Source organism: Pedobacter nyackensis (genome assembly GCF_032678475.1).
Lineage (GTDB): Bacteria > Bacteroidota > Bacteroidia > Sphingobacteriales > Sphingobacteriaceae > Pedobacter > Pedobacter nyackensis_A.
The window spans coordinates 525,884-552,652 of record NZ_JAVTSF010000002.1; the positions used below are offsets into that span (position 1 = coordinate 525,884).

The 26,769-nt window shown below is 39.3% G+C and carries 21 protein-coding genes; 4 read left to right on the forward strand and 17 right to left on the reverse strand.

Features of this window, described 5'->3' with window-relative positions; translation table 11 throughout:
• Positions 1 to 15 precede the first annotated feature (15 nt).
• From R2Q84_RS09805 to tilS, 9 genes are all read right to left on the reverse strand, one after another.
• Positions 16 to 2,316, reverse strand: coding sequence for a family 20 glycosylhydrolase (locus R2Q84_RS09805; RefSeq protein WP_316816352.1), 2,301 nt, complete (start codon positions 2,314 to 2,316; stop codon positions 16 to 18).
• Positions 2,317 to 2,388: 72 nt separating this feature from the next.
• Positions 2,389 to 3,336, reverse strand: a complete 948-nt coding sequence (locus R2Q84_RS09810) for a BT_3987 domain-containing protein (RefSeq protein ID WP_316816353.1) — start codon at positions 3,334 to 3,336, stop codon at positions 2,389 to 2,391.
• An 18-nt stretch (positions 3,337 to 3,354) separates the two neighbouring features.
• On the reverse strand, positions 3,355 to 5,148 hold the full coding sequence (locus R2Q84_RS09815; RefSeq protein WP_316816354.1) for a RagB/SusD family nutrient uptake outer membrane protein: 1,794 nt from the start codon (positions 5,146 to 5,148) through the stop codon (positions 3,355 to 3,357).
• 10 nt (positions 5,149 to 5,158) lie between these two features.
• The gene (locus R2Q84_RS09820) at positions 5,159 to 8,635 is read right to left on the reverse strand and encodes a TonB-dependent receptor (RefSeq protein WP_316816355.1); all 3,477 of its coding nucleotides are present in this window, start codon (positions 8,633 to 8,635) and stop codon (positions 5,159 to 5,161) included.
• Positions 8,636 to 8,874: 239 nt separating this feature from the next.
• Complete coding sequence (locus tag R2Q84_RS09825) at positions 8,875 to 10,086, reverse strand: FecR family protein (protein ID WP_316816356.1); 1,212 nt, start codon at positions 10,084 to 10,086, stop codon at positions 8,875 to 8,877.
• An 88-nt stretch (positions 10,087 to 10,174) separates the two neighbouring features.
• Positions 10,175 to 10,777, reverse strand: coding sequence for an RNA polymerase sigma-70 factor (locus R2Q84_RS09830; RefSeq protein ID WP_316816357.1), 603 nt, complete (start codon positions 10,775 to 10,777; stop codon positions 10,175 to 10,177).
• A gap of 54 nt (positions 10,778 to 10,831) precedes the next feature.
• Positions 10,832 to 11,968, reverse strand: coding sequence for an N-acetyl-alpha-D-glucosaminyl L-malate synthase BshA (gene bshA, locus R2Q84_RS09835; RefSeq protein WP_316816358.1), 1,137 nt, complete (start codon positions 11,966 to 11,968; stop codon positions 10,832 to 10,834).
• A gap of 145 nt (positions 11,969 to 12,113) precedes the next feature.
• Entirely contained in the window at positions 12,114 to 12,596 is a 483-nt protein-coding gene (locus R2Q84_RS09840; protein WP_316816359.1) for a hypothetical protein, read from the reverse strand.
• Between the two features lie 60 nt (positions 12,597 to 12,656).
• Positions 12,657 to 14,018, reverse strand: coding sequence for a tRNA lysidine(34) synthetase TilS (gene tilS / locus R2Q84_RS09845; protein ID WP_316816360.1), 1,362 nt, complete (start codon positions 14,016 to 14,018; stop codon positions 12,657 to 12,659).
• A gap of 127 nt (positions 14,019 to 14,145) precedes the next feature.
• Here tilS and R2Q84_RS09850 point away from each other — a divergent pair, with 127 nt between their 5' ends.
• Positions 14,146 to 16,422 (forward strand): OstA-like protein, encoded by a 2,277-nt coding sequence (locus R2Q84_RS09850; RefSeq protein WP_316816361.1) that lies wholly within the window; start codon positions 14,146 to 14,148, stop codon positions 16,420 to 16,422.
• On the opposite strand, the gene R2Q84_RS09855 is transcribed toward R2Q84_RS09850, so the two are convergent.
• Positions 16,397 to 16,975, reverse strand: a complete 579-nt coding sequence (locus R2Q84_RS09855) for a non-canonical purine NTP diphosphatase (RefSeq protein ID WP_316816362.1) — start codon at positions 16,973 to 16,975, stop codon at positions 16,397 to 16,399. The two genes, R2Q84_RS09850 and R2Q84_RS09855, sit on opposite strands and share 26 nt — an antisense overlap.
• A 1-nt stretch (position 16,976) precedes the next feature.
• On the reverse strand, positions 16,977 to 17,588 hold the full coding sequence (locus tag R2Q84_RS09860; RefSeq protein WP_316816363.1) for a hypothetical protein: 612 nt from the start codon (positions 17,586 to 17,588) through the stop codon (positions 16,977 to 16,979).
• A 111-nt stretch (positions 17,589 to 17,699) separates the two neighbouring features.
• Here R2Q84_RS09860 and R2Q84_RS09865 point away from each other — a divergent pair, with 111 nt between their 5' ends.
• From R2Q84_RS09865 to R2Q84_RS09875, 3 genes are all read left to right on the forward strand, one after another.
• Complete coding sequence (locus R2Q84_RS09865) at positions 17,700 to 18,200, forward strand: hypothetical protein (RefSeq protein WP_316816364.1); 501 nt, start codon at positions 17,700 to 17,702, stop codon at positions 18,198 to 18,200.
• A 66-nt stretch (positions 18,201 to 18,266) separates the two neighbouring features.
• Positions 18,267 to 19,646, forward strand: a complete 1,380-nt coding sequence (locus R2Q84_RS09870; protein WP_316816365.1) for a peptidylprolyl isomerase — start codon at positions 18,267 to 18,269, stop codon at positions 19,644 to 19,646.
• Between the two features lie 6 nt (positions 19,647 to 19,652).
• Positions 19,653 to 20,615 carry a MoxR family ATPase gene (locus tag R2Q84_RS09875; RefSeq protein WP_316816366.1) on the forward strand — a complete coding sequence of 321 codons (963 nt, stop codon included), beginning with the start codon at positions 19,653 to 19,655 and terminating at the stop codon, positions 20,613 to 20,615.
• Between the two features lie 3 nt (positions 20,616 to 20,618).
• On the opposite strand, the gene R2Q84_RS09880 is transcribed toward R2Q84_RS09875, so the two are convergent.
• The 6 genes from R2Q84_RS09880 to R2Q84_RS09905 form a co-directional block, all read right to left on the reverse strand.
• Positions 20,619 to 21,506, reverse strand: coding sequence for a glycerophosphodiester phosphodiesterase family protein (locus tag R2Q84_RS09880; protein ID WP_316816367.1), 888 nt, complete (start codon positions 21,504 to 21,506; stop codon positions 20,619 to 20,621).
• 151 nt (positions 21,507 to 21,657) lie between these two features.
• Complete coding sequence (locus R2Q84_RS09885; RefSeq protein WP_316816368.1) at positions 21,658 to 22,515, reverse strand: nuclear transport factor 2 family protein; 858 nt, start codon at positions 22,513 to 22,515, stop codon at positions 21,658 to 21,660.
• Positions 22,516 to 22,594: 79 nt separating this feature from the next.
• Positions 22,595 to 24,055 carry a cysteine--tRNA ligase gene (cysS, locus tag R2Q84_RS09890; protein WP_316816369.1) on the reverse strand — a complete coding sequence of 487 codons (1,461 nt, stop codon included), beginning with the start codon at positions 24,053 to 24,055 and terminating at the stop codon, positions 22,595 to 22,597.
• A gap of 18 nt (positions 24,056 to 24,073) precedes the next feature.
• Positions 24,074 to 25,186 (reverse strand): endonuclease/exonuclease/phosphatase family protein, encoded by a 1,113-nt coding sequence (locus tag R2Q84_RS09895; RefSeq protein WP_316816370.1) that lies wholly within the window; start codon positions 25,184 to 25,186, stop codon positions 24,074 to 24,076.
• Positions 25,186 to 26,049, reverse strand: a complete 864-nt coding sequence (locus R2Q84_RS09900) for a rhomboid family intramembrane serine protease (RefSeq protein ID WP_316816371.1) — start codon at positions 26,047 to 26,049, stop codon at positions 25,186 to 25,188. Before R2Q84_RS09900 ends, R2Q84_RS09895 begins: the two co-directional genes overlap by 1 nt.
• Complete coding sequence (locus R2Q84_RS09905) at positions 26,042 to 26,767, reverse strand: rhomboid family intramembrane serine protease (RefSeq protein ID WP_316816372.1); 726 nt, start codon at positions 26,765 to 26,767, stop codon at positions 26,042 to 26,044. Before R2Q84_RS09905 ends, R2Q84_RS09900 begins: the two co-directional genes overlap by 8 nt.
• Between the last annotated feature and the right edge of the window lie 2 nt (positions 26,768 to 26,769).

Sequence of the window (26,769 nt, forward strand, 5' to 3'; positions counted from 1 at the left end):
TTAACCATAGTGCTGCTATTCTTCTTTTGAATGAAAGAGCAATTGACTAGTTCTTGTGTTTTCGGTTTGATTGTTACGGCGCATGGACAACCTCAATACACTGGCACCGCCAAGGTCAAAATACTTTAATTTAATTTTGTGCAATCCTTTAGCAAGCGGAATCATACCACTCTTTTGGATAGAACCATGCTCAAAATCATTGTTCACAACCAGCTCATCATCAATAAAAAGTATTGACCCATCGTCTGATGTTAAGGTGAAAGTATAAGTTCCGGCTTCTTCGGCTTTAACAAATCCTTCATAGACAACACCAAATGGTTCATCATCCTGTCTTTTTAGTTTTGCCAAGGAAAAATCTGTGACTACCCCATTTGCAACAACTTTTGCAGTATCCAGTTGTTTCGCTTCTTTAAAAGCTCCCTTTACCAATTTATAATTCAAGCCACTTTCTACATTCGCGACCTTAGCAGCTGCCGAATACGGACGATTGTACATCACTGTTTTGCTGGCTATACTTCGCTTTCCACCCGCGGTTATCACAACAGACCGTAACTCCCTGCTTTCATTTAGCGGCACCTGAAAAGTGATAGGACCAGTATATTCCATATCTACCTCGGTAGGAATTCTTCCATTAATGGTATAAAAGATCTTACTCCCGGGCAAGGGAGGATTTAAAGTAATGGTAAAACGATCGCCAATCATTACCGTATCTACCGGTTCCACTGCATCCGGCACCCGGAAATTGATACCTTTCCGCTCAAAGGCATTCAGATGTGTCGGGACAGCAATGCGAGTAAAACGATCAAAGTCCTTTAGCATCGGATTTGTCCAGGCGATCTCTGAAAGGGCAAACATCCTTGGAAACAACATGTACTGAACCCTGGCAGGTGTAGCAATAAACTCAGTCCACAGATTGGCCTGCACACCGATAATGTACTTCCGCTCTTCAGGACTTAGGACTGACGGTACAGGATCGTAGGCATAAGTTTTCCTTAATGGTGAGTTGTAACCGATATTAACTGGCTCCTGCGCCGATCCGCTATGGCTATAATCGAAATAGAGACCATTTGTACTGGGTGTCATAATCACATTATGTTTTTCACGTGCAGAACTTATCCCTCCCTCTTCCCCTCTCCAGCTCATTACAGTTGCATTTGGCGCCAGGCCTCCATCCAGTATTTCGTCCCAGCCAATAATACTCTTTCCTTTGGTATTTAAAAACTGTTCTATACGTTGAATAAAATAGCTCTGTAAACCGTGTAAATCTTTTAAGTTCTTTTCTTTGATCAGATCCTGGGTAAATTTCGACTCTTCCCAAGGCAACAAATAAGCTTCATCGCCGCCAATGTGAATATATTTACCCGGAAATAAAGCCGCTACTTCGGTCAACACATTTTCCAGAAACCGGAAAGTTTCTGGTGATGGATTATACAAGTAATGATAGGCATTGGGATCTTTTGAATCTTGAGGCATCTGCACTTTAAATTCCGGATAAGCGCGCAATGCAGCAAAACTATGTCCCGGCATTTCAATTTCCGGAACAATGGTAATGTGTCTTTGCGCCGCATATTTTACAACGTCTCTGATTTCATCCTGAGTATAAAAACCTCCATAAGTATTTCCATCCAGCTGATCCCGGTTAAAACTCAGGAAAAGATCCGACCTGAAAGCGCCAACATTGGTCAGTTTAGGGTATTTTTTAATTTCAATACGCCAGCCCTGATCGTCTACCAAATGCCAGTGAAAAGTATTCAGTTTATAAAATGCCATCAGGTCTAACAGGTTTTTAACGTTCTCCACCGAATAAAAATGTCGGGCTACATCAAGCATTAAACCTCGATAGCCAAACCTTGGCTGATCATCAATATCCAGGCAGGGAATTTTATACCCCAAGGATTGTGCATCCGGCAATAGCTGTAAAAGGGTATTGATACCATAAAGTAAACCGGGGCCATTTCCACTAAGGGTAATTTGATCGGGCTTAACATTTATCTTGTAGGCTTCGGTAGGCATTTCACCCGATTTGGATTCCTGTATCACAATGCTATTTTTCTGGCCTTTTGAAACACTTCCTTTAGTCAGAGGAATGACATTCAGATATTTCTTATGCGTTTTGATATAGGTGATTAAAAAAGTTGCGACTTCAGCCGTTTTGCCTTCAACATATATTGTTGTTTTAGGGTTCAGCACAAAATTACCGGGATGATACTTGATTAAATTGGGCATGGGGATTAAGGCTAAATCAGTCTTTTTAGGCTGGCCGATAGCCTTAATGCTCAGCAAAATGAGCAGAATAACTATAATTTTAGATTTCATTTCTGGTGTTTTGGTTAAAAACGCCCATACCATAAGCATACTGATTATGCAATAGGGCATGGACGCTAAAATTTAGAAAGCGGCTATATCCGACAAATAAGAGAACGCTTTATTGCCATGTGTAGCGGTTATGGTTAGCTTAAAATAGCGGGCTGTTTTAAACTCGGGCAGATAAATGGAATTTTCTAATTTATTGGCTAAAGTGAACTCTCCTGCATTTACCCAGGTTTGCCCGTCGTCGCTAAGCTCGACAGTGATATTACTTGGATTTCCGCTATCGGCATCAGACCTTCCTTTGATTTTAAATCCATGGAACAGGTGTGCAGTCTTTGTATCTACTTCAAGCCAGTGTGGTGGTGGCAGTGCTACTGGTCTATAAACCGTGTGCCAGTAAGTATCACTGCTGGCGTCAATAGCGAAAATAGCTCTTCCATTGTTTGGCCCTTCACCAACAGTTTCTTCATCCGACACATCTACAAGGCTCCATGCTGTCTTATCCATAATCGTAAATGGATTGGTTTCATAAGTAGCACTAACCACAAAATAAGCCGTTTTTAAATCATTATTGATTTTATAAGGATTATTACCTGAAGACAAAGTAACAGGTAGCAAGTATTTACGGACGCCCGGGATTTTATTAGTTTTTATTTTGATCACCAATGGCCCGGTAGTTACACTCCCTTTTAAAATGACTGAACTAGGTGTTTCCATTTCATAAACATCAGCCGGCAACAGTTGAAAATCGCTTCCTGTTTTTGTATTATATGGAGCAACCAATGCGGGATCTACTTTAAACTGAACACCGATATCGTAATCATTGTTAGCTGGACCGCCAAAATTAGCTCCATAAATCAGCGTATCTATATCATCAGAGAAAAAGAATGTACTTTCAATTGGATTATTTACAGCCTGTGGCATATATATCTGGGTATATGTATCGGAGTTCTCTATCCCAAGCTGTGGCTTACAGCCACAGGTAAATAAAGCCAGATAGGCTATTAAAATATAATATGATTTCATGTTGTTTGATTTTAGGTACTACCAACCTGGATTTTGAACGATATTTTTATCTCTGTCGATTTCCGACTGAGGTATCGGAAAAAGATCGAAATTATTAAAATAGATCCTGTTACTTAATACAGTCCTCTTAAAGAAATTGGGATCCTGTAGATGTGTACCACCGTCCATATTCATTCCATACATTAGTCCGGAATTTACTTGTCGGGCAATTTTCCACCTCCGAATATCGAAATATCTCAGATTTTCGACTGCCAGTTCTATCCGTCTTTCATGATGTATTTTTTTTCGCATGCCAGCCTGATCAAGTCCGGGAGCAACGTTAGGTAAACCAGCACGTTCCCGAATCATATTTAAATATTTTGCGATGTCGGCATGCCCTGGCGTATATTCATTTAGGGCTTCAACATAGTTCAGCAAGACTTCAGCATACCTGTACAATATATATGGTCTTGAAACATATTGTCCTAGACGAACATTGCTGTTTGGGTGTACATTTTTATACGATATGTAACCGTATTTTGGAATATCCCGGGCTCCCAGTTTTCCTGAAGTTCCGGTATAATAAAATTCCATCACTTTTTCACCTTCCCCTACATAAGGCCAGATGCTACCACAATAACCAACGTTTACGTAAAAGCGAGGTTCTCTATTTACGTACATATTAAATGTACCTGCTCTGGTATACTTGCCATCCACCGATGAAAAGCCAGTTTCGCTATAACCTGATCCAGATTCATCTTTCCCCAAACCATTTGCCATTTCAAATTCATCTACCAAAGATTGTGTAATGCTATTGCTTGGCCAACCATTTATGGATCTGGGAGCCCCATGTTTCTCATAAGTACTTGATGAATTATTATTCCTCGCCAGGATCACTTCTGTGTTCCAGGGCTCCAACATCACATCCCGGCATGACTGGAAAGGATCTATTGCAGCGCCATTGTAGACTTTATATAAAGAAAAAACATCTAAATCTATTATCGCCTTCGCTGCATCTGACGCTAATTTCCATTTTTCTTTATTGTACTGCTGACTGATAAGCTGTTTACCATCAAGATTCTTTAATGTAGCATAATCTGTGTTCCCATTAAACTGAGGACTTGCAGCATATAGTAACATTCTACTCTTCACCGCCATACACATGGCTTTAGTTGCCCTGCCATAATCCCTTATATTTTGTTGTTTAGGATATAAGGGAAGATCCGCAGCTGCTGCATCCAGTTCGGCGCTGATGTAAGCTACACATTCATCATAAGAACTCCTCGGGAGTTGCATCATTTCGTTATCTTTCGACAAATCGGTTGGAATAAGTTTGTCACCCAGTAAAACACAGGGGCCATACTGCCTTAAAAGGTTGAAATAAAAGAATGCCCTTAAAAATCGAGCCTCAGCTGTGTATTGTTTAATTAGTGCCGCGCCATTATTAGTTTGAAGGATAGCCTGGTTCTTACCTATGTTTTCCATAAAATAGGTTGCACTTCTAATTCCCTTATAATAATGATCCCAATATTCATAATAACCTGATCCAGCAGTCCAATTTCCCTGATTGATGACATAAATGGGACTTTCTGGGTATGGAATATCAAAATCATCCGACAATCCGTCAAAGGGCACTGCATCTTTCCGATGTGCTTCATCCCGAATATTACTGTAAACATTTGCCAGAAATTCTTCTGAGTATTGTTGATTTTGAAAAACCAGGTCAAGTGTTAAACGATCATCTGGAACCTGGTTCAGAAAATCCTTTCTGCAGCCAGATAACGTAATCATGGCCACTAATGTAAAGTATAGCGTATATGTATTAAATTTCATTTTCTTTGGCTTAAAAGTTTACATTAAAACCTACACTATAGGTCCTTAAGTTTGGATAAGAGTCACCTCTTCCATTTCCCTTTTCAACATCCCATAGCTTAAATGAGCTTATCGTGAATAAATTGACCCCCGAGAAAAAGATATTGGCTCCTTTTACCTTGATACTTTCTATCCACTTTTTAGGTAGATTATAAGCAAGCATTAAGGTCTTGAGACGGACATAGCTTACATCCTTCATCCAGAAAGTACTGGGCTCAAAATTTGAATTAATCCGGCCCTCAGATAATCTTGGATAAAATGCATTAGGATTAGGATTTTCCAGAGACCACCGATCCCAGATGTTGGCCAACATTGTACCATTGGTAATGTTGTTAGAAAATGGTAATACAGCCTCTCCGCTCACTATAGCATTCACATTTCCTGCGCCTTGAAATAAGGTGGATAAAGAGAATGCGTTATAATTTAAGGTAAAACCGAAACCGTACATAATTTCCGGGATCTGACCATAACCAATTGCGGAAATATCCTGATCGTTAATTTTCCCATCACCATTCATATCTTTAAACTTAATGTCTCCAGGACGGACAATCCCAGGTTGTTGAGCAGAATTGGCTATTTCTTCATAGCTTTCAAACAGTCCTAAGGAGATGTAGCCGAATTGCTGGTCTCCCCTCCTGCCCTTAGTTCCCTGCCATGGAAACGGTGCCGGCCTGTCGTTCTCAATCACTTCATTCCTGTTGAAACTAAAGTTTCCAAAAAGCTGAACATCCAGCTTCCCAAAACGATCGTTGTAGGCAAGCTGACTTTCAAAACCTTTATTGTTCACTTTACCCACATTTCCATAAGGATCCTGATTAATTCCTACGTAAGCAGGGATGCCTGATCTGGCTAAAAATATACCATCCCGTTCCTCTTTAAAGACGTCAGTTTGTAGACTTAGTTTTTCACCAAGGAACTTGAGTTCAATCCCCAGATTAGCTTTTCTTGAAGTCTCCCAGCCAACATTTACCGCGATATCACCTTCTGCTTTACCTCCAAAACTATTGTTTGAGGTACTGCCAAAATTATAACCTGGAACGCCATCATTTACCGTCGCAATATATGCAAAGCGTCTTCCTCCCAGATCGCTATTACCCACAAGACCATAGGTTGCTCTTATTTTCATAAAATTGACAACTTTCTTGATGGACTTGAAAAACCCTTCTTCGGATGCTACCCATCCAAGTCCTACGGAAGGGAAAAAGCCGTATTGCTTATCGGGTGCAAAATTTTCCGAGCCATTGTATCCAAAGTTTCCTTCAAGCAGGTATTTTGATTTGTATGCATAAGTAGTCCTGCCGGCATAACCAACAAAACGATAAGGCAATGATGTAATCAGGTCTGAAGCCTGGGTGTTGATATTGTCGCTCTGATTATAAAGCAGCAAGCCCGTTACATCATGATCTCCAAAATTTCTGGAGTAATTAAGCGCCACCTCACCATAAAATTGTCTGGATCCAGAGTTTTCTTTGTTGTAATTTAAAAAGCGGCTGCCTATAAACGATTGCGATAAAATAAGTTCACCATTGGCATCTCTTCCGGTAGCGATATAGGTATCAGGGGATTTCCGCCTATTTGCTTTATAAAAATTAAAAGCATCAAAAGAGTACATTCCTGTTGCTTTCAACCCTTTTACCAGGCTTGAAAGATCCTGGGTAATCCGGAGGTTAGACATCAGTCTATTCTCCCACTGATTAGAATATCCGGTTTGGGTAAGTAAAGCATATGGATTTGACAGCCATGATGGTGCTCTATCGGCGATCTCGCCTCCAGGATATTTTACCGGAAAATCGACTGGTATACGCTGATAAGCTGCTGAAAACAAATCGGTCTGACTAACGCCCGGATAGTTCACATTAAACAAGAATCCCTGTATCCCCAATTTAACCTCCGTTGAATTGGTGACCTTAAATTCCATATTAGAAGTCAGGTTATAGCGTTTTGATTTGGTATTGAAATCATATTTCGCCAGCTCATCTGTCTTATATAAACCTGCCTCTTCAAAGTATCCTAAGCCTACATAAAAAGTAGAACGATCTCCACCTCCTGAAATATTTGCATTAAAACTCCTTACATTCCCATTGTCTTTAAAAATCTCATCAAACCAGCTTACATTAGGGTATAGATAAGGATCCGATCCATCTCTTGTCTTTTCTATAATTTCCGGCGAATACTTAGGCTCTTTACCATCTGTAGTTAAAGCTTCATTTACAAGGTGCATAAACTCCACACCACCTACCAATTTTGGCCTGTCTACAAATGTGGTAATCCCTTCGTTATAGCGGACATTAAAATTTGTCTTGCCGGCTTTTCCACTTTTGGTAGTGATCACCACCACACCATTGGCCCCGCGTACGCCGTACAATGCTGTTGCGGCCGCATCTTTCAGAATGGAAAAACTCTCTATATCTTCCGGATCAAGATTCGAAAAAGAACGAGGAACACCGTCTACCAAAATAAGCGGCATACTTCTGCCGGCACTCAATGTTGAAATCCCTCTGATCCAGATATCAGTATTATCCGTTCCAGGTTCCCCGCTGCGTTGTACACTAACCACACCAGGGACTCTACCTCCAATTGCGGTGGTTAAACTTCTAACGGGTAGTTTTAACTCAGCTGGTTTAATGTCACTAACGGCGCCAATTACACTCAGTTTCTTCTGCACACCAAAGGCCACCGTTACCATATCCAACATATTCTCATCTTCCCTGAGGACAACATCTATTCGTTCCCTGTTTCGTATGGGTTCCTCAATAGTTTTATAACCCGTATAAGTAACAACCAGTACATCATTAGGAGAGGTGGTTACAATCTGAAATCTCCCGCCCCGGTCTGTTGATGTACCACGGTTCGCTTTTCCTTTAATGGTAACAGATGCCGCGACTAAAGGGTTACCAATAGAATCTCTTACAGAGCCGTAAACCACAGTATCCTTAACAATAGTTAAATCACTACGATTACCGTTACCTGCTTCCGGCAACCCCGGCTCCTTGCTGAGTGAAATTGTATTGTGCGTGATTTCGTATAAAATGGACTGATTTTTTAGGGTAACATTTAAAAAATCGCGGATGGGCATATTGTACACATTCAACGTGACCGGCTTTGCCTGATCCAACAATTTTTTATTGGTGAATACGACATATCCCGTCTGTTTTTTTACCTGTGTAAAAACATGCTTCAGACTCATATTACTTCCCGAAAGCGTGACAGTTTGTGCGCGACTGTTTGCCTGGACATTAACAAATCCTAAAAAAAGAATGAGTGTGGTGAATTTCATTGTGTTTAAGATAGTTCTATAGTTACCCAGCGGTTCAAAAGCAGGTTCAAGACTGCGATCAAACTTGATTTTAACATCTAACAACAATCGGTGGACACAATTCAATACAAACATTAGACCCTGCGCAGAGAAAAACCACTGCGCCCGATTGCGTATAAATTTATTTTTCATAATTTTACGATTGGTTTGGTTAAAGAAATTTTAAAGTTTACTCAACTTAAGGTATGATTGACCCAACTTTTAGCCGCTATGGAGGCCAATCCATAGCGGTTTTTTTAATGCGGCCAACTATTGTTTTTTCCCATCTGGCAAGCAACCGCTTGTACACCAGCCTTTATTTGCTTTTTTATTTTTAGGTTTATTTTGATTTGATTTGATTTATTTTGGTTGTTTGGTTTTGAAACTAATGTTTACGGCAATACCGATAATTTTCTGTCTTTCTCGATTTTAAAGTTGACGCCTGTTTTTTTCAATAAGTGTAATACCTGAGATAAATTTAAACTACGGCTCATCTCTCCCCAGAATTCAATATCAGGCACACCTTCTTCATACACCACATCTATATCGTACCAACGGCTAAGCTGGTTCATGACTTCTTTTAATTTCTTTTCATTGAAATTGAACAGCCCATTTTTCCAGGCCATCACCTGTTCAACATCAGTCTGAATTACTTTTATACTTCCCTTTTGTATTTCAGCAGCTAATACCTGCGCCTGTTCACCCGGCGCTAAGATCGCCTCACGTTTACTATTTTCACCGGCTATATGCTGTTGAAGCAAACGTACTTTTCCTTCCAGCAAAGTAGTGTATATCGTTTCTTCGTCGGCATAAGCCGATATGTTAAAAGACGTTCCCAAAACTTCAACAGCAGTCTGATTATTTATTTTCACATTAAAAGGCATATTTACATTTTTTGCTACCTCAAAATAAGCCTCTCCGCTAATCTCAACATTCCTCTTTTTGCCGGTAAAAACAGTCGGGTATTTTAATGAAGAAGCAGAATTTAGCCATACTTTAGTCCCATCAGCGAGCACCAGGCGGAACTGTCGGCCGCGGGGAATAGTAATTGTATTGTAAGTAACCTCTTCCTGTGCTTCGACTGAGGAATCATAAACAACTTCATTTTGCTTGAGCACAATACTGGCGCCATTTTGAGTACTCACAAGACCTTCGTTCAAGCTGTCTAAAACTATTTTCTTTCCATTACTCAGCGTCAAAATAGCCCCTGACTTTCCAGGACCTACATCAACCGTTGATGTGGAAATTGAATTAACATTTTGCTTATATCCAAAATAGTAAATACTGAATGCAGCGAATGTGACAATGATTGTTGTTGCAGCAACAGATAGCTGCCGGCCAATTTTACGTTTAAAAAATGGGGTGTTTGTTTTGATTCGGTTAAGACCGGTGATCCTGGTTAGTATCCGTTCCTCAAGTTCTTCCTGATCAACGATGCGAGAAACATCGTACTTCGACCATAATGCGGCTAATTCCACATCCGCAAATGCAGCATTTTCTGCTTTGGTGATCAAATCCAGAAATTCAATCAACTCTTCTTTTTCTAAAGAATGATCAATGTATTTATGAAACAGTTGTTTTAACCGGACTAGATTTACAGGCATAATATGACGCTTACAACTACATGACGTAGCTGAAACCAAATCGTACTAATCTGTGTTTAAAAAAATGAAAATATTTAATTTTCAGGGGTTACCTCAGGTAGTTCACAATAATTACCCATGATACAAAGAGGTCTGTTTTATTATCTTTCAAATATTCCTTAATAGATTTTAAGGCCGCATTGAGTGTATTTTTAACCGTTTGATGGGAAAGGTTCATTCTTTCTGCTATTTCCTTGTGCGACAAGCCTTCTTCTTTGCTCAACACAAAAACCATTCTTCGTTGACTTGACAATTGCTGAACAGCCTGTTCCAAAATTGCTTTTGTTTCTTTATCGAGCAACAAATGATCTGCGCTCTTCTCCACATTCTCCTCCATCTTTTCAGAAAGCACTTCCTGAAGCTTCATATTTTTAGCGCTGGTTCTAAAAAAATCCATTGCCTTATTTTTGGCCGTGGTCATTAAAAATGCATCGAAATGACGAACATCTATCAGAGATCCCCTATTGATCCATATTTTCAAAAATACATCTGCGACAAGATCCTCTGCTATTTCCGCAGATTTCGTAGTTTTCTTTAAGTAATTAAAGAGATGAACCCAATGCAACTTAAAAAGTTTAGAAAATGCCGCAACATTCCCGTTGGATACTTCGTATAAAAGTTCCCTTTCGTTCAGGTTTTCTTCTTTTCTCACAATAGTTTTAAGTATCTGGTCTTAAGCTAAAGTAAGAAAAAAACTGATACAAGATTAATTTCCTGCTGCTTCTCTGATAACCTTATTGTAATAAGCTACATAATCAGGAAGAATTCTCTTTAAATCAAAATCCTGCGCCCTTGCGAATGCATTTTCTTTGAATTGTTGTAGCATCTCATCATTTTCCAAAATCTGTATAGCCTTATTTGCCATATCTTCTACATCGCCTACATTACTCATAAAGCCAGAAAAGCCGTCGATATTTAATTCCGGCAGACCTCCTGAGTTTGAGGTAATGGCAGGAACTTTACAGGCCATCGCTTCTAATGCTGCTAAGCCAAAACTTTCAGATTCAGAAGGCATCAGAAACAAGTCGGAAACAGATAAGATCTCTTCTACGGCATCCTGTTTACCCAGGAAACGTACATGCTCACAAATGCCCAGGTCTCTGCACAATTGTTCATCATAAGCACGTTCCGGTCCATCACCTACCATCAGTAGTTTAGATGGAATTCTTTCCTGTATTTTCTGGAATATGCGGATAACATCGGAAGTACGTTTTACCTTTCTAAAATTAGACGTATGAATTAGGATACGTTCATTATTTGGCGCAATCGCCTTTTTAAAATGGTCTTTAGGTTTTAAGCTGAAACGGCTGAAGTCAATAAAGTTAGGAATCACTTTGATCTCGTTACTGATTTCAAAATGCTCTTCCGTATCTTTCTTTAAACTCTCTGATACGGTAGTTACGCCATCAGATTTATTGATAGAGAAAGTAACTACGGGTTTATAGGTAGGGTCCTTTCCTACTAGTGTAATGTCTGTTCCGTGCAGGGTGGTTACAAAGGGGATATGAATACCATAAGTCTCCAGAATCTGTTTTGCCATAAAGGCAGCGGAAGCATGCGGAATTGCATAGTGTACATGGAGGATATCCAGTTTCTCAAAACGCACTACATCTACAAGTTTACTGGCCAAAGCAGATTCGTAGGGTGCATAATCAAACAATGGATAATCTCTTACAGATACTTCGTGATAAAACAGGTTCGCTGAGAAGAAATCCAGACGGGCCGGCTGACTGTATGTGATAAAATGTACCTGATGACCTTCATCGGCGAGCGCTTTTCCAAGCTCGGTAGCTACAACGCCACTTCCGCCAAAAGTCGGGTAACAAACAATACCTATTTTCATAAAAACAATTTAGTTTATGAAGCTATCATGAGCATACGCACGCTTTTGTAATCGCTATGCTCACGACGGTTTCATTGAAATTATTTAACGCTGCAAAGTACAGCACTTAAACCGTCTTTTGTGTTAAACAATTGCAATTATTTAACTAACTCTTCATTTCTTCCTGAATAACCAAATACATCTCATTTGGTCTTTGTGTACCAATATAATACTCCAATCCATCGCGATCTGTAAGTACGATTGCGTCCTTACCAGATGAATAAAACCTTATACTTCCTTTGCGGTGCAAGTTGTATACAGGATTATTGAACAAATAATTACTGTAAGTATCTTTTCTGACTTTAACTATTGAATTTAAGTCTATAACTACCTTTTTGGCCGACCATAGTCCATCAATAATGATTTTCTTCTGGTCTATTATCGTTTTATATTGAATAAGAAATAACAGTAAAATAGATACCCCAATGATGCCAAAGCCGACCACCAGAAACAGATCCTGGGTATTGTCACGATCACGTTCATAAACATAGGCTGCAAAACAAAATGCCGCCATCACCAGCCTGATACATATTCTTATATAATCGCGGCCAATGTATTGTTTCTCAAAAAAAGCGTATCGGTTTCCCATGTGTGTGTATTTTTCAATAAAGTTACAGGTTTTTTAATTGCGCCATGCCTTCTGCCCCGTTTAAGATTGTTTAGTAATTGTAATATGTAGATTACGTAATTCAAAAATTGTTACATGTCGCGTATTTTCGGTCAGCTTATACCTGTTATCCTGCCTCCAACCTGCAATCCAGATCAGTTCTCCATTTCCATTTATCAGAACCGGAATCTTATTTTTTTCACTAAGGGGTACTTTCTCATCGATAAAAAAATCACTCAGTTTTTTATAGCTGTTCATTCCTATAGGCTTAAATTTATCCCCATGTTGCCAGCTTCTCAATATCAGCGGAAAAATAAGTTTATCTGCATCAACATAAGCCATACTGCTGTTCTTTTTAAAATTAAGATCCGCGGATTGCGTTATGGTAATCCGGCTTCCCAGGAATTCTACAGCCTCCAGATCAGGATGGATCAGTACATTTTTCACAGCGCTAGCCTGATCGGCAACCGAGTCAATAATTAATTGTTCCCGATCGACAATAACCCGATGGGAAACGCTAAAAAAAGTAGTGCCACTTTGTTTATCCAACCCTTCCAACAACTCAGCTACTACCGGTTCCAGAAAACCGAAAGGTCTGAGCAGTTCAAAAAGCAACAGATGCCTGGGACTTAATTCCTTTATGTCCTTTATTGACAAGTAAAACTTACCTTGCCTTTCTTTAACTATCTTTTCCTTTAATGTTGCCACCACCTGCTGCAAAACAAGTTCCGTATCTGCAAACCTTTGAATGTTATGCCGGAAGGTTTCGTCGAGGTTGGGGTTGATCTCTTTGAGATAAGGGATCACGTTTAGCCTTATTTTATTCCGTGCGTAATTGGTACTCAGATTGGAACTATCTTCTACATACTCTATATGCTCTTTATGAATCAAGCCAGCAATATCGGCAGCTGAAAGAAACAACAACGGGCGAATGAGTTTATCTCGTTTAGGCAAAATGCCGTGCAGCCCCGCAATACCAGTCCCCCTGGTTAAATTTAACAAAACAGTTTCTACAGCGTCATCCTGATGTTGTGCCAGTGCAATATAATCATATTGTTCTCGCAATCTAATTTTTTCAAACCATTCATAACGAAGCGTTCTCGCGGCCATTTGAGTAGATACCTTATGTGTTGCAGCAAACTCTTTGGTCTTAAAATGGGTAACATAAAAGGGCACATCTAAAGTCGACGCCAGCATTTTCACAAAAGTTTCATCTCTTTGCGACTCATCTGCCCTTAAATTAAAATTGCAATGGGCTATACCAAAATCAAATCCCGAGAGTTTAAATAAGTGCGCCATTAAAACAGAATCCTTACCCCCACTTACTGCCAGAAGGATTTTATCCCTCTCCGTGAAAAGAGCATATTGATTGATGTAGGTCTTAAAATTTTGCAGGGGTAACATGGTCTCAAAAATAATGAATAAAAATGCATGATGGCTTCATAACCTTTAAAAAAACAAATTATAAAACTAACTTTGTAACGTGCAGATATTACGCTATTTCTTATTCTTATTATTATGTTCTTGCTCTGTGTTAGCGCAGCAGAAGACAAAAATTGTTGTTAGAAGCTGGACAGCAACTAACGTTGACGCAAAAAAGAACATCTCTTATTTAAAGAATCCCGTTTTTGTACACGAAAACTCGATCCTTACTTGTGACAGTGCCGTTCTTTATATAAATGAGAATGTTTTTGATGCGTATAACAATGTACATATTAATCAAGGTGATACCATCAACATTTATTCCACCCGTTTAAATTACAATGGCAATACCAAAATTGCCCACTTAACAGAGAACGTAAGGATGGTTGACAACCAGTCGGTATTGACGACCAATATTCTGGACTATAACATGGCCACCAAAATAGGAACCTACATCACTGGTGGAAAAATTGTGGGTAAAGACGCTACTATAACCAGTAAAAATGGTTACTATTTCTCTAATTCAAGAGATGCATATTTCCGCTACGATGTAAAAGTGGTTACGCCTGAAAGTGTGATTACATCAGACACCTTACGTTACAACACTTTAACTAACTGGTCTTATTTCTATGGACCTACTAACATAAAAGGTAAAGACGACAACCTGTATACAGAAGATGGTGCTTATAACACAAAAACTCAGTATGCTTATTTTGGGAAGAAAAATCTGTATACGATGGGTGCAAAATCTCTTAAGGGAGATAGTTTATATTATGACGGCATTGCGGGTTACGGAAAAGCGGTGAGGAATATTGTTTTCAAAGACACGACCGATAAAACAGTAATGTATGGTCATCTGGGTTTTTATTATAAAAAAGATGAGCGAACCCTGGTTACCAGGAACCCATACATTGGATTGGGTACGGCAGATTCTATAAAAGTTAATGATAAATTACAACCCGACAGTCTTTGGATGGGGGCTGATACCCTGGAAACGCAGATGGTACTTAAAAAATCACTGACACTGATTTCCTCCCCTGTCATTAAAAAGGATAACGAACTTGGGGAAGCAGACGAGGAAACGCCAGAGAAAAAGATTAGTACAACAAAACCAAAAGCTAAAGCAACTGAAGAGACCATATCACCTAAAAAACAGGGTAGGATTGACAAAAAGAATGCTAAAGCAGAAAAGGAGGCACCAAAAAAGCCATTGATAGGCGATAAAATCACGCTGGGCAATGATAGTTTATTACGAGATAGCGTGGCAAAAGACAGCCTGAACCTCCTTAAGAAGGCAGTCCCCATTTTAAAAGATTCAATATTAACAGCGAAAGCAGATTCTGTAGTAAAGAAGGGAAAAGACAGTATTTCGAAAGTATTGAAAACTGTTACGCCTTTAGCGAAAGCAGACACCAGTTTAAAAGGGAAAGCTGTTACAGATAAAATAAAAGCAGCAGCTCCGGGTACTAAGCTGCTAAACGGAAAGATACAAGGAAAACAATCTGCCCTTAAAGATTCCATTCCTTCTAATCCGGAAGATACAGTACGCACAAGGATCATCAAAGCTTACCATAATGTAAGGGTACACAAGGCCAATATGCAGGCCAAAGCAGATTCTTTGTTTTACACTGCGGCAGATTCAACACTACGTTGGTACCGCAATCCTATTCTTTGGGCTGAGGGTTCTCAGCAAACAGGTGACACGATTTACTTACAGCTGAAAAACAAGAAACTAAGAACATTACAGGTAATTCAAAATGCATTCCTGGTTAATGTGAATGCTGACTCCGCCAAATACAATCAGATAAAGGGACGCCTCATTACGGCCTTTTTTAACGAAGGAAAACTTGAAAATATGTTTGTCGACGGAAACGCGGAGAGTATTTACTTCAACCAGAATGACAAAAAGGTTTATACAGATATGAACCAGACCGTAAGCAGCCGGATAAAGATTCTGTTTAAGAATAAGGAGATTGCAAGGATTGTGACGATCAAAGAGCCCGAAGGGGTAAGGACTCCCGTTCCCGAATTAAAAGAAGATGTATTTTTGACTGGTTTTATCTGGAAACCTGAATTAAGGCCACGTTCTAAAAAAGAGGTTATTAATGGACGAGTGCAGGCTAAGCCTGCTGCAAAAAAGGCCGCTACACCAGGTAAAGGAACGGCTGTTAAAGGTGCGACTAAAGCTCCGGCTACAACTAAACCTGCTTCCACAACCAAAGTACCTGGCAACACCAAACCAGCGGCTGTGCCTAAAGACACAACTAATCAAAAAACGGTGATTAAACCAGTTGTTCCTCCGGTACAAAAAGAAAAGGATGTTAAAGCAGATACTGTTAAAAAGAAAGAATCGGATACGCTTAAGGCCGTTCCTTTAAAAAAGTAATCAGCTTGTTCATGGCCAGGGCCCTGTGACTAATCTGATTCTTTTGCTCCATACTCATTTCAGCGAACGTATGGTCATACCCTTCCGGCTCAAAGATCGGATCGTATCCAAACCCTTTTTCACCTGTGGGTGTTTCCCTGATCGTACCATTCACAATACCTTCAAAAAGAAAGACCTCTCCACCTCTGATCAAGGAGATCACTGTCCTAAACCGTGCTTTCCTGTTTGACTGCCCTTCCATTTTACGAAGTACCAGCTTTAGATTTTCCAGGTCATCTTTAACCCCCGAATACCGGGCTGAAAAAATACCTGGCTCCTGATTTAATGCTTCTATTTCCAGTCCGCTATCATCGGCAAAACAGTCCATTTGATAATGATCCGCAACATACCTGCTTTTTAAAGTAGCATTTCCGGCAAAGGTATCAGCAGTCTCCGGGATATCAGTTGTACAACCAATATCATTTAGGTTTAATACGCTATATTCGTTTAACAACAGGTTACGTACTTCCTGTGTTTTATGTTGGTTATTGGTCGCAAAGACAAGTTCTCTCATATTATAATCCAAGGTTTTGAAGACTTCCCCACAATGCTTTTTTACCTGCAGGATTCTGATCAAGTGTTTTAAGTTCTGCAGAAAAGATCATTTTTACAGCATCTTCAAGAACGATTACGTGCTCGGGATACGCTGTACCAATACCGAGATGTGCTGGTGTTACACCGAAAGCAAAAACCAGGTTGCAGGAGAAATATTCCTGTAACTGTTTAAGGCCTGTACCTTTATAACCCGCATAATTTAAAAGCGCAAAATCATTTGCGGTAAGGTTAACTGACTTTACGATTTTACGCAACAATTCGCGCCCCGCTTCGTCACTCACCTCATTTTGTTCATCGTTAACCAGAATAAGTATATTTCGCTTATTCTTACCCAAAAACCTGAACTCAACAGTCTGTTGGGTTACCGTAGCAGCAATCGGCACTGGAATAGCAGGAATTCCCTGTTTCATTAAAGGAACCTTAACAACAGATTCTGAGACTACATCCACAGGGGTAGAAGCGAGGCTTTTCGCTACCCCATCATACTGAATACCAGGCTCATTGACAAAATAAACATCATCTGTAAAAAATAAATGAAGGGCAGCTCCATCAGCTGTTAATTGGTTATCCATTAATGATAATTTTACTGGGAATCTTTTTTCTGTTAAAATTAGTTAAATATCTTATTATAGTGCCTTTATTTATTACTTTTATGCCTTAAAAATATACACTATATATCTTTTGTGAGAAAAGCTTATTGCATTATTGTCTTCTGTTTTTTTATTAACGGTGCATTTGCACAGAATGTTGCGACCATTAATGGAAAACCGATAACTAATAAAGAGTTTATGTGGTTTTATAAAAAGAACCACATAGGTAATTCAGCCGTTTCTGCTCAGGATCTGGAAAGTTATTTAAACCAATACATCAACTTTAAGCTTAAAGTTCTGGATGCAAAGGAAATGGGTTTGGATGCAGATACAGCTTATCTGGCTGAAATAAAAAATTATGAAGCTGCATTAGAGGCTCAAAAAAAAGGAACTGCTAAAAGTAGTAAAACCTATACGATGATCATGAACGAGTACTGTGACGCTGCGTTGATGTTTAATGCATCGGAAATAAAAATATGGAACAAGGAAAAAGACGATCAGGAACGTCTTGAAAAAGAATGGATTGACACACTCAGAAAGAAATATATTATAAAGATTAACCAGAACGAGGTAAAGAAACTGGCAAAGTTGTAAGTAAACTAGTCATTACCTGTTGAGAATAGTAAATTTGCAAAAGGAATACAATTGAACAAAGATATAATGAAGAAATTTTTAGTGATCGCAAGCGGATTCATCTGTTTGTTTTTAAATACCCAGGCACAAAAAAAGAACATAGACAAAGTGGTAGCGGTGTTGGGAAGCAATATTATTTTGTTATCTGATTTAAATCAGCAATATGCGCAGTTCCTGAATTCAGGAAACACTGATGACCCTAAAATAAAGTGTTATATCCTACAGCAAATGCTTGCACAAAAATTATTGAAACAGCAGGCAGAGATTGACTCTGTAGTTGTGGAAGAATCTCAAATTGATGAAGAAGTAGAAAAACGTATGCGCTACCAAATTCAGAAAGCAGGTGGTCAGGAACGTCTGGAGCAATTTTTAAACCGTTCGGTACTTCAATATAAAGATGAGATCAGACCGGACATTAAAGAGCAACTGATTTCAAACAAAATGCAGCAAAAAATCACTCAGGATGTAAGCATTACACCTTTGGAAGTTAAAAAATATTTTGATGGATATAAAAAAGACAGCTTACCTGATATTCCTACAGAGTATGAAATTGGTGAGATTGTCATGTATCCGAAACTAACTAAAGCGGAGAAACAAAAGTATCACGATAAAATCGATGCTTTACGTTTAAGAGTAAAAAGCGGTGAAGATTTTGCTTTCCTCGCTAAATCTTATTCTGAAGATCCAGGCTCAGCACCTGATGGTGGTGATTTAGGTTTCTTTGACCGTACAAGGATGGTGAAAGAATTTACTGCACAAGCATTTAAATTAAAAGCTGGTGAAATTTCGCCTGTGTTTGAAACGGAGCATGGGTTCCATATTCTACAGGTGATAGAGCGTCGTGGTGAGCAGGTACAGGCACGCCATATCTTGATCCGTCCGCAAAATACGCAGGCTAGTCTTGACCGCGTGAAGCTTAAAGCGGATACCATTTATCAAAACCTTACGAGTAAAGACCCGGCGAAGAAAATGCCATTTTCTTATGCTGCCTCACAATATTCAGACAACAAAGAATCTCAATATAATGGCGGGATGTTGCTTTATGCAGATAATGTTACAGCCAGAACAACCTTCATTCCGGCTGACAAGCTGGAGCCTGGTGTATTCCTTATTGTAGATACCATGAAAGTTGGTGAGATGTCTACACCTACCCGCTTCACTGATGCGAGTGGTAAAGAGGGATATAAAATCCTTTATTTAAAAAACAAAATCCCACCTCACAAAGGTAATCTGGAGCAGGATTATGCTAAGTTTAAAGAGAAAGCACAACAGGAAAAAACGGATAAGATTCTAAGTGAATGGTTTGAAAAAAGAAGAGAAAACTCTTATATCCGTATTGATGAAGACTATGACGATTGCGATGAGTTAAAAATCTGGTCGGCAAAATCTAAATCCGCACAAAAATAAACGCTTATGCAGTTTGACAATGACATTAAGGCTGTTGATGCTTTGCATGAATCCTACAACAGCATTAAAGCCGAAATAGGAAAGGTTGTTATCGGGCAGGACGACATTATTAAGTCTGTACTCATATCAATTTTTAGTAATGGACATTGTTTGCTGGTTGGAGTACCTGGACTTGCAAAAACCTTACTGGTTCAAACTGTAGCAAATGTACTGGATCTTAATTTCAACAGGATCCAGTTCACCCCTGACCTGATGCCGAGCGACATTATAGGCGCAGAGATATTAGGTGAAGACAGAAACTTCAAATTCATTAACGGACCGATCTTCTCAAACATTATCCTTGCTGATGAGATCAACAGAACACCACCAAAAACTCAAGCGGCCTTATTAGAGGCCATGCAGGAAAAAGCGGTAACTGCTGCCGGATTAAGACACGTTCTTCCCAATCCTTTCTTTGTTCTGGCTACCCAGAATCCAATTGAGCAGGAAGGAACATACCCCCTGCCCGAAGCACAGCTGGATCGGTTTATGTTCAATGTTCATTTGGGTTATCCAACATTTGAAGATGAATTAACGATTGTAAAGAATACGACCAGCAATAATGAAGTTAAACTGAATAAGATCATCAATGCAACTCAGATTCAATACTTCCAAAAGCTGGTAAGAAATATCCCTGTAACCGACAATGTAGTTGAGTACGCAGTAAAGCTGGTTAGTAAAACCAGACCAAATACGCCGTTGGCGACCGAGGAAGTCAACAAATACATCAATTGGGGTGCAGGCCCAAGAGCCTCACAATTCCTCGTTATAGGCGCTAAATGCCATGCTGCGATCACAGGAAAATATGCACCTGATATTGAAGATGTACAAGCCGTTGCAGAAGCAATCCTTCGTCACCGCATTGTACGTAATTATCGTGCAGAAGCAGAAGGTCTTTCTGTAGAACGTATTATTAAAAACCTTTATTAAAACTTATTCCTGCTGCATTATCCTGGTATACTGATTGGGATAATCTGTTATGATACCATCAACCCCCAGGTTAATCAGATAGCTCATATCTTTAGCGGTATTGACTGTCCAGGGAATAATTTTTACGCCAGCATCATGACAACGGTCTACCAATCCTTTTCCTACCAATACATAATAAGGACTATAGTAATCCGGTGTAAATCCTAAAGCCTGTATCCCGTCTTCAAAGTCCTGCTTCTCATCTATCATCAAAGACGTTTTGATGTTCGGATAGTGTTCGCGCAGATATTGGAGTGTACGCAGATCCAGCGATTGGATGATCACCCTCTTTGTGAGTTTCTTCTCCTTCACAATTTCCATAATACGCTCAATAAATACTGAAGCATCTGGTTGAAATTCTCCGTCTCCTTTCCTGATCAGTGCAGTTTCTATATTATAAAGCGGCTTTGCAAGCTTGTTTTTCTTTACATAGGCTTCGACAGAATCAACAACCTCAGCCAGTAAAGGTTTATGAGCTTTGATCTTCATTTGGCCGGGAAACCGAGGATGAACCTTACTACCTACATCAAACTTCCTGATTTCGGCATAATCCATTTTAAACATGTTGTATTTCTTCTCATCTTTAAAAGAGATAGGTTTTCCATCTGGTCTTGTACTAATCTCATTATTAAAATAAGGTTCATGTGATAAAACAACCTGCTCGTCTTTAGAGATTACCACCCCCATATTCAACACATTCACATCCAGATCTAAGGCTTTAATCATCCCCTGAATAGTATTTTCGGGCATAATTCCCCTTGCCCCCTGGTGACCTATCAGCATGAATTTCTGCGCATTTGTGGTAACAACAGAGGCCAGTGCAAATCCTGCAATTAATAATAGTTTCTTCATTTATTTTCTATAACGGCATAAAATAAGGTTTTATTGGGGACCAAACAAAAAAGGCACTATAAGTGCCTTTTTTAAGTATCATTTGCTTTACATGTATTTTTCGGGATCCTGAAATAAATTCAGGACGACGCTACGCTTTAGAAAACATCTATTAACGCTCAGCAGGAGCAAAAGCCTGTACAATAATATTCCAGTTATGGTCAGCCTGACGCTCATAAATAAACACATAATTGAAGCTTTCTCTTAAGTCGGCCTTATAATCAACTGTTGCAACCCCATAAGTATAGGCCAGGTCACCGCCATCAGCTTTACTCACTTTAGTTGTTTTAAAAGAAACCTTACTTACCATACTATTAAAGAAAGGCACTATATTGTCTTTACCAATCATTGGCTCATAACCCGGGAACAACAAACGGGCATCTGGATTTAAAAAGCCAGCAAAAGCAGCCATTCCATATGATTTTAAAGTAGCATTAAGTGTTTTCTCAGTAGTGGCAATGATATCGGCACCAGCAGCTCTTTGCTTATCATTTAAAAACTTTGGCTTGTAAAAGTCTTTAGGTTCAACAAACAATGGCGTAACCTTATTTAATGGCTTATTGTTAGAAGTACCCATATCAAGGTCGAGCTCCCATTTGCCGTCTTTAGCTTTCCATACGCTTAAATATTGTCCATATGAAGTTTTATCACCTTTTTCAATATAAGAACCTGTTGAGAAGCCCCAGTCACCGCTCCTCGAAACTTTAGCATAAACAGGTGTCCAGCTAAGGTCTTTACTTTCAGGTTGTGTGGCATAAAACGTTTTTGCATTTACCGGATTAGGTCTAAAAACCAGTCCATCGGCAGCTGCGAATGTAGTAAATGCCATTTTAGCACCGTTTTTTGCCAGACTTTCTGCAAATTCTTTTTCCGCTTTTAGTAAAGACTTTGTACTTCCATCAGACTTTTGGGCATAAGCACCAAGGGTTACAGAAGCAGCAATAATTGTATAAAGAAACTTGTTCATCATGATATTTAAATAGTTTGCGTTACGAATATAGGGTTTGGATATATTTCTCTTTTAAAAAGTAATTAACAAATACACAAAACTAAGCTTTAGTCCAGGTTGTTCCGTCCTTGCTGTCTTTTAGTTGTATACCCATACTTTGCAGGCCAAGACGGATTCTATCAGAAGTGGCATAGTCTTTATTTTCCTTAGCAGCTTTACGAATATCTATAACCAAATCCAATACGGAGTTTAGTTCCACATTTGAAGTTTCTTCATCTTTTAATCCAAAAATTTCAAATACGAAATCATTCATCAGCTTTTTCAGCTTATCTAATTCAATAGCAGAGATTTTACCTTTTCCATCGTAAATGATGTTGATGATCCTTGCAGCTTCAAAGAGTTCGGCAATGACTACCGGACTATTGAAATCATCATTCATTGCTTTTGAACAATTGTTTACTAAAGGCCCGATTTCAAAATCACTTTCGGTTGAAGGGCTTAACTTCCCAAGTAAGCTCAACGCATTCATTAAGCGTCTGAAACCTTTTTCTGAAGCATCCAATGCCTCATTTGAGAAGTCCAGTGTACTGCGGTAATGTGCCTGTAGCATAAAGAACTTAACAGTCATAGGGCTAAATCCGCGTTCCAGTAAAGGATGGTCACCAGTAAAAAGCTCACCAGGCAAAAAGCCATTACCTGCAGATTTCGACATTCGTGTCCCATTTACAGTAAGCATATTGGTATGCATCCAGTATTTTGCTGGTTGTTTACGACTGCAAGCTTCTGATTGCGCAATTTCATTGGTATGATGTGTTGCAGCAAGATCCATCCCACCACCATGTATATCGAACTCATCCCCAAGATATTTAGCACTCATCGCCGAACATTCGATATGCCAGCCAGGAAATCCTACACCCCATGGAGAAGGCCAGCGCATAATAGTTTCAGGCTTTGCCTTTATCCATAGCGCAAAATCAAGTCGCCCCCTTTTATCATCCTGCCCACCCAATTCACGGGTATTGGCCAACATGTCCTCCAGGTTTCTATTGGTTAATATGGTGTAATTATAATTCTTGCTATATTTCTCCACGTCGAAATAGATAGTTCCATCTACCTCATAAGCATACCCATTGTCCATAATCACTTTGATCATTTCAATCTGCTCGGTAATATGACCTGTAGCAGTAGGCTCTATACTTGGCGGCAGTGTATTAAACATTCTTAGTACATCATGAAAACCAAGTGTGTATTTCTGCACAATCTCCATAGGCTCAAGCTGCTCTAATTTTGCACGTTTTGCAAACTTATCGTCTCCCTCATCACGATCACCTTCCAAATGTCCTGCATCGGTAATGTTACGCACATAGCGCACCTTGTAACCACTATATTTCAGGTATCTGAATATTAAATCGAAAGAGATAAAAGTGCGGCAATTGCCTAAATGAACATCACTGTATACAGTAGGGCCGCAAACATACATGCCTACATTAGGCGAGCTTAGCGGTTCAAAAACTTCCTTTTTTCGTGTAAGGGTGTTGTATAGGTATAAGCCTTTATCCATTGTGCAAAGGTAAAAATTTTAGGGGTTTAATCTTAAATCACTACGAACAGGAAAATGATCTGACAATTCTGCTTCAATGATGTGATAATTGAGCACATCAAAGTTTTTGGTAGTTGCGATGTAGTCTATCTGAAAATTTGGAAATTTCCCGTTATAGGTCTTTCCAAATCCGGTTCCTTGTTCTTTAAAAGTATTGTTTAATGACTTCGTCATTTGCGTTACGACATACGACGCTGGTGTATCATTAAAATCGCCGGCAATTATAAAAGGTATTTCGCAAGTTTTCATGTGCGCTTTCATAATATCAACCTGATCACTACGCTTCAGAAAGGCATTCCTCAACATCACCAGTATTCTTTTTGAAGAATAAAGCTCAGGCTCCATCTTTTGTTTCACCTGATCTAAATACATATAATCCTGTTTACCAAAAGAGATCGACTGCATGTGTACATTATAAACTCTCAGCAATTTATTTTGAATCATGATATCGACATAAATACTACCATTCCCTTTATAAACCTGATTAAACTCAATCGCTCCTTTGTTCTTTATCGGGTACTTTGAAAAAATAGCAAGCCCGGTAGCTTCGTAGTCATTCTGAGAAGTAGGATCAAAATAGTAATACGGTTTATCAAGTATAACTTTAAGGCTATCCGTGATGTCGTAGCTCCCCTTTTTTCTGGTAAAATACTCCTGGAAACAGATAATATCTGGGTTTTCTGATGCAATAAGGCTTAACATTTCCTGTTTTACAGATTCCACATTTTCTTCGCCATAAGGTTTAAAACTATGGACATTGTAAGTCATCATACGAATCAGGTCTTTATCTGTCTTAGGACCTAATCCTTTTTCACCGGTAAACCCAAATGTCGTGGTCAGCGAATTCCATCCCAATAAAATCAGAGCGAGCGTTGACGCCGCGAACAGCCATCTTTTCCGGAAACACCACCACATAATCATCAATACATTCAACAACAGAATATAGGGATAAGCAAGGCCGAAGAAAGCTATAAGCTGAAAACTTCGGGGATCAAACCTACCTGCCAGAATGCCCAAGGCAAGACCGATTGCGAGCGCAATAGCCAGCAGGCGAACTAGTCTGTCCAGGAATGTAGGTTTGGTTGGTTTCATTATTTTTTGCTTGCCTTAAATAAGGTCTCTTTCTCTTGTCTGTTTAATTTATCGTATCCTGTTTTAGAAATCTTATCCAGTATCCGGTCTATTTCTTCCTGATTTACGCTATCCGTTTGTTTTCTGTCGGTTTGCTTTCCCGAGTTATTTTTCACCACTCTTAATTTAGGCTTACGTTTAAACAAGCTACTCCAGTCGGTGCCGCTTTTTAACAATTTTATATAGGTAAAACCCATTACTGCACCACCAATATGGGCAAAACTGCCGCCCGCATCTTTAGAAGCAATACCTATCAGATCTAAAACTATATAAGCCAGGGCCAGGTATTTCAGCTTAACATCTCCGAAAAACATTAATCGCATGCTGTAATCGGGCAACAAGGTCGCCGTAGCTACAATAATTGCCATGACTGCGGCCGAAGAACCAATAACTGTTGCATCGGACTTTACATCGGCAAAAACGGGAAAAATATTATAGGCGAGAAAATAGAACAATGCACCAGCGATACCTCCCGCGAGGTACACAAAATGAAACTGGCGCGGCTTTAAAAAATCCAGGAAGATATTACCCAACCAGAACAACCAGAGCATATTGAAAAGTATGTGCCAGATTCCGTCGTGAAAAAACTGATAGGTAATGATGGTATAAAACCTTAAAGGCAGTTTTGAAAGAGAGGCCGGAAAGCCCACATATTCCCTAACCAGCATATCATACCCAATTCCCCCCTTGCCAGATAAAAAGAAAGGAATATTTAGCAGTGATAAGACTACAAAAATAATGACATTGATCCCTATATAAAGGAACACCGGATTCCCCGATTGGAATACCTTATACTTTAAATCTTTTAACAGGTTGTTATTCATAATAGGTATAAAATCTATCGTTATTTCTGTCGCCCCAAAGTTTGACTAATATAAAACCTACCAATCCACCGCCAAGATGCGCATAATGCGCAACAGAATCACCTGGAATTTGTGCAACTCCAAGAGAGAGTTCCATAACGATATAAATTGGAATCAGATACTTGGCTTTAATAGGTACAGGAATAAACATAATATACATTTCAGTATTGGGATACAACATTCCGAAGGCCACTAGGAGACCGAATATCGCACCCGATGCTCCAAGCATCGGCCCTGAATAAATCCCCTGCAGAGTGAGTGTCTGATTTGGTGTTAGATTAACCAAATTAAGTAAACTTTCTCCAGGAGTAGCAGTTCCGACAATCTGGTAAACTTCAAAAGCCTGCACTGCCCATTGTAAACCTAAAGCACCTAAACCAGTAATTAAATAAAAATTCAGGAAACGTTTTGCTCCCCATCTTGATTCAAGCACCCCTCCAAACATAAATAAGGCAAACATATTAAAGAAGATGTGTGCAAATCCAGACGGGCTGTGCATAAACATGTAGGTTATTGGTTGCCAAATTTTAAAAAATGGTGAATCAAAATAAAACACGGAGAGTTTCTCTACCAATAAATAGTTCCCCTGATAGTCTTTAAACATGAACATCGCAGCAAAAAACAGCACATTAATGATCAGCAAATTCTTTACGACTGGTGGTATATGTATATTATTCATTT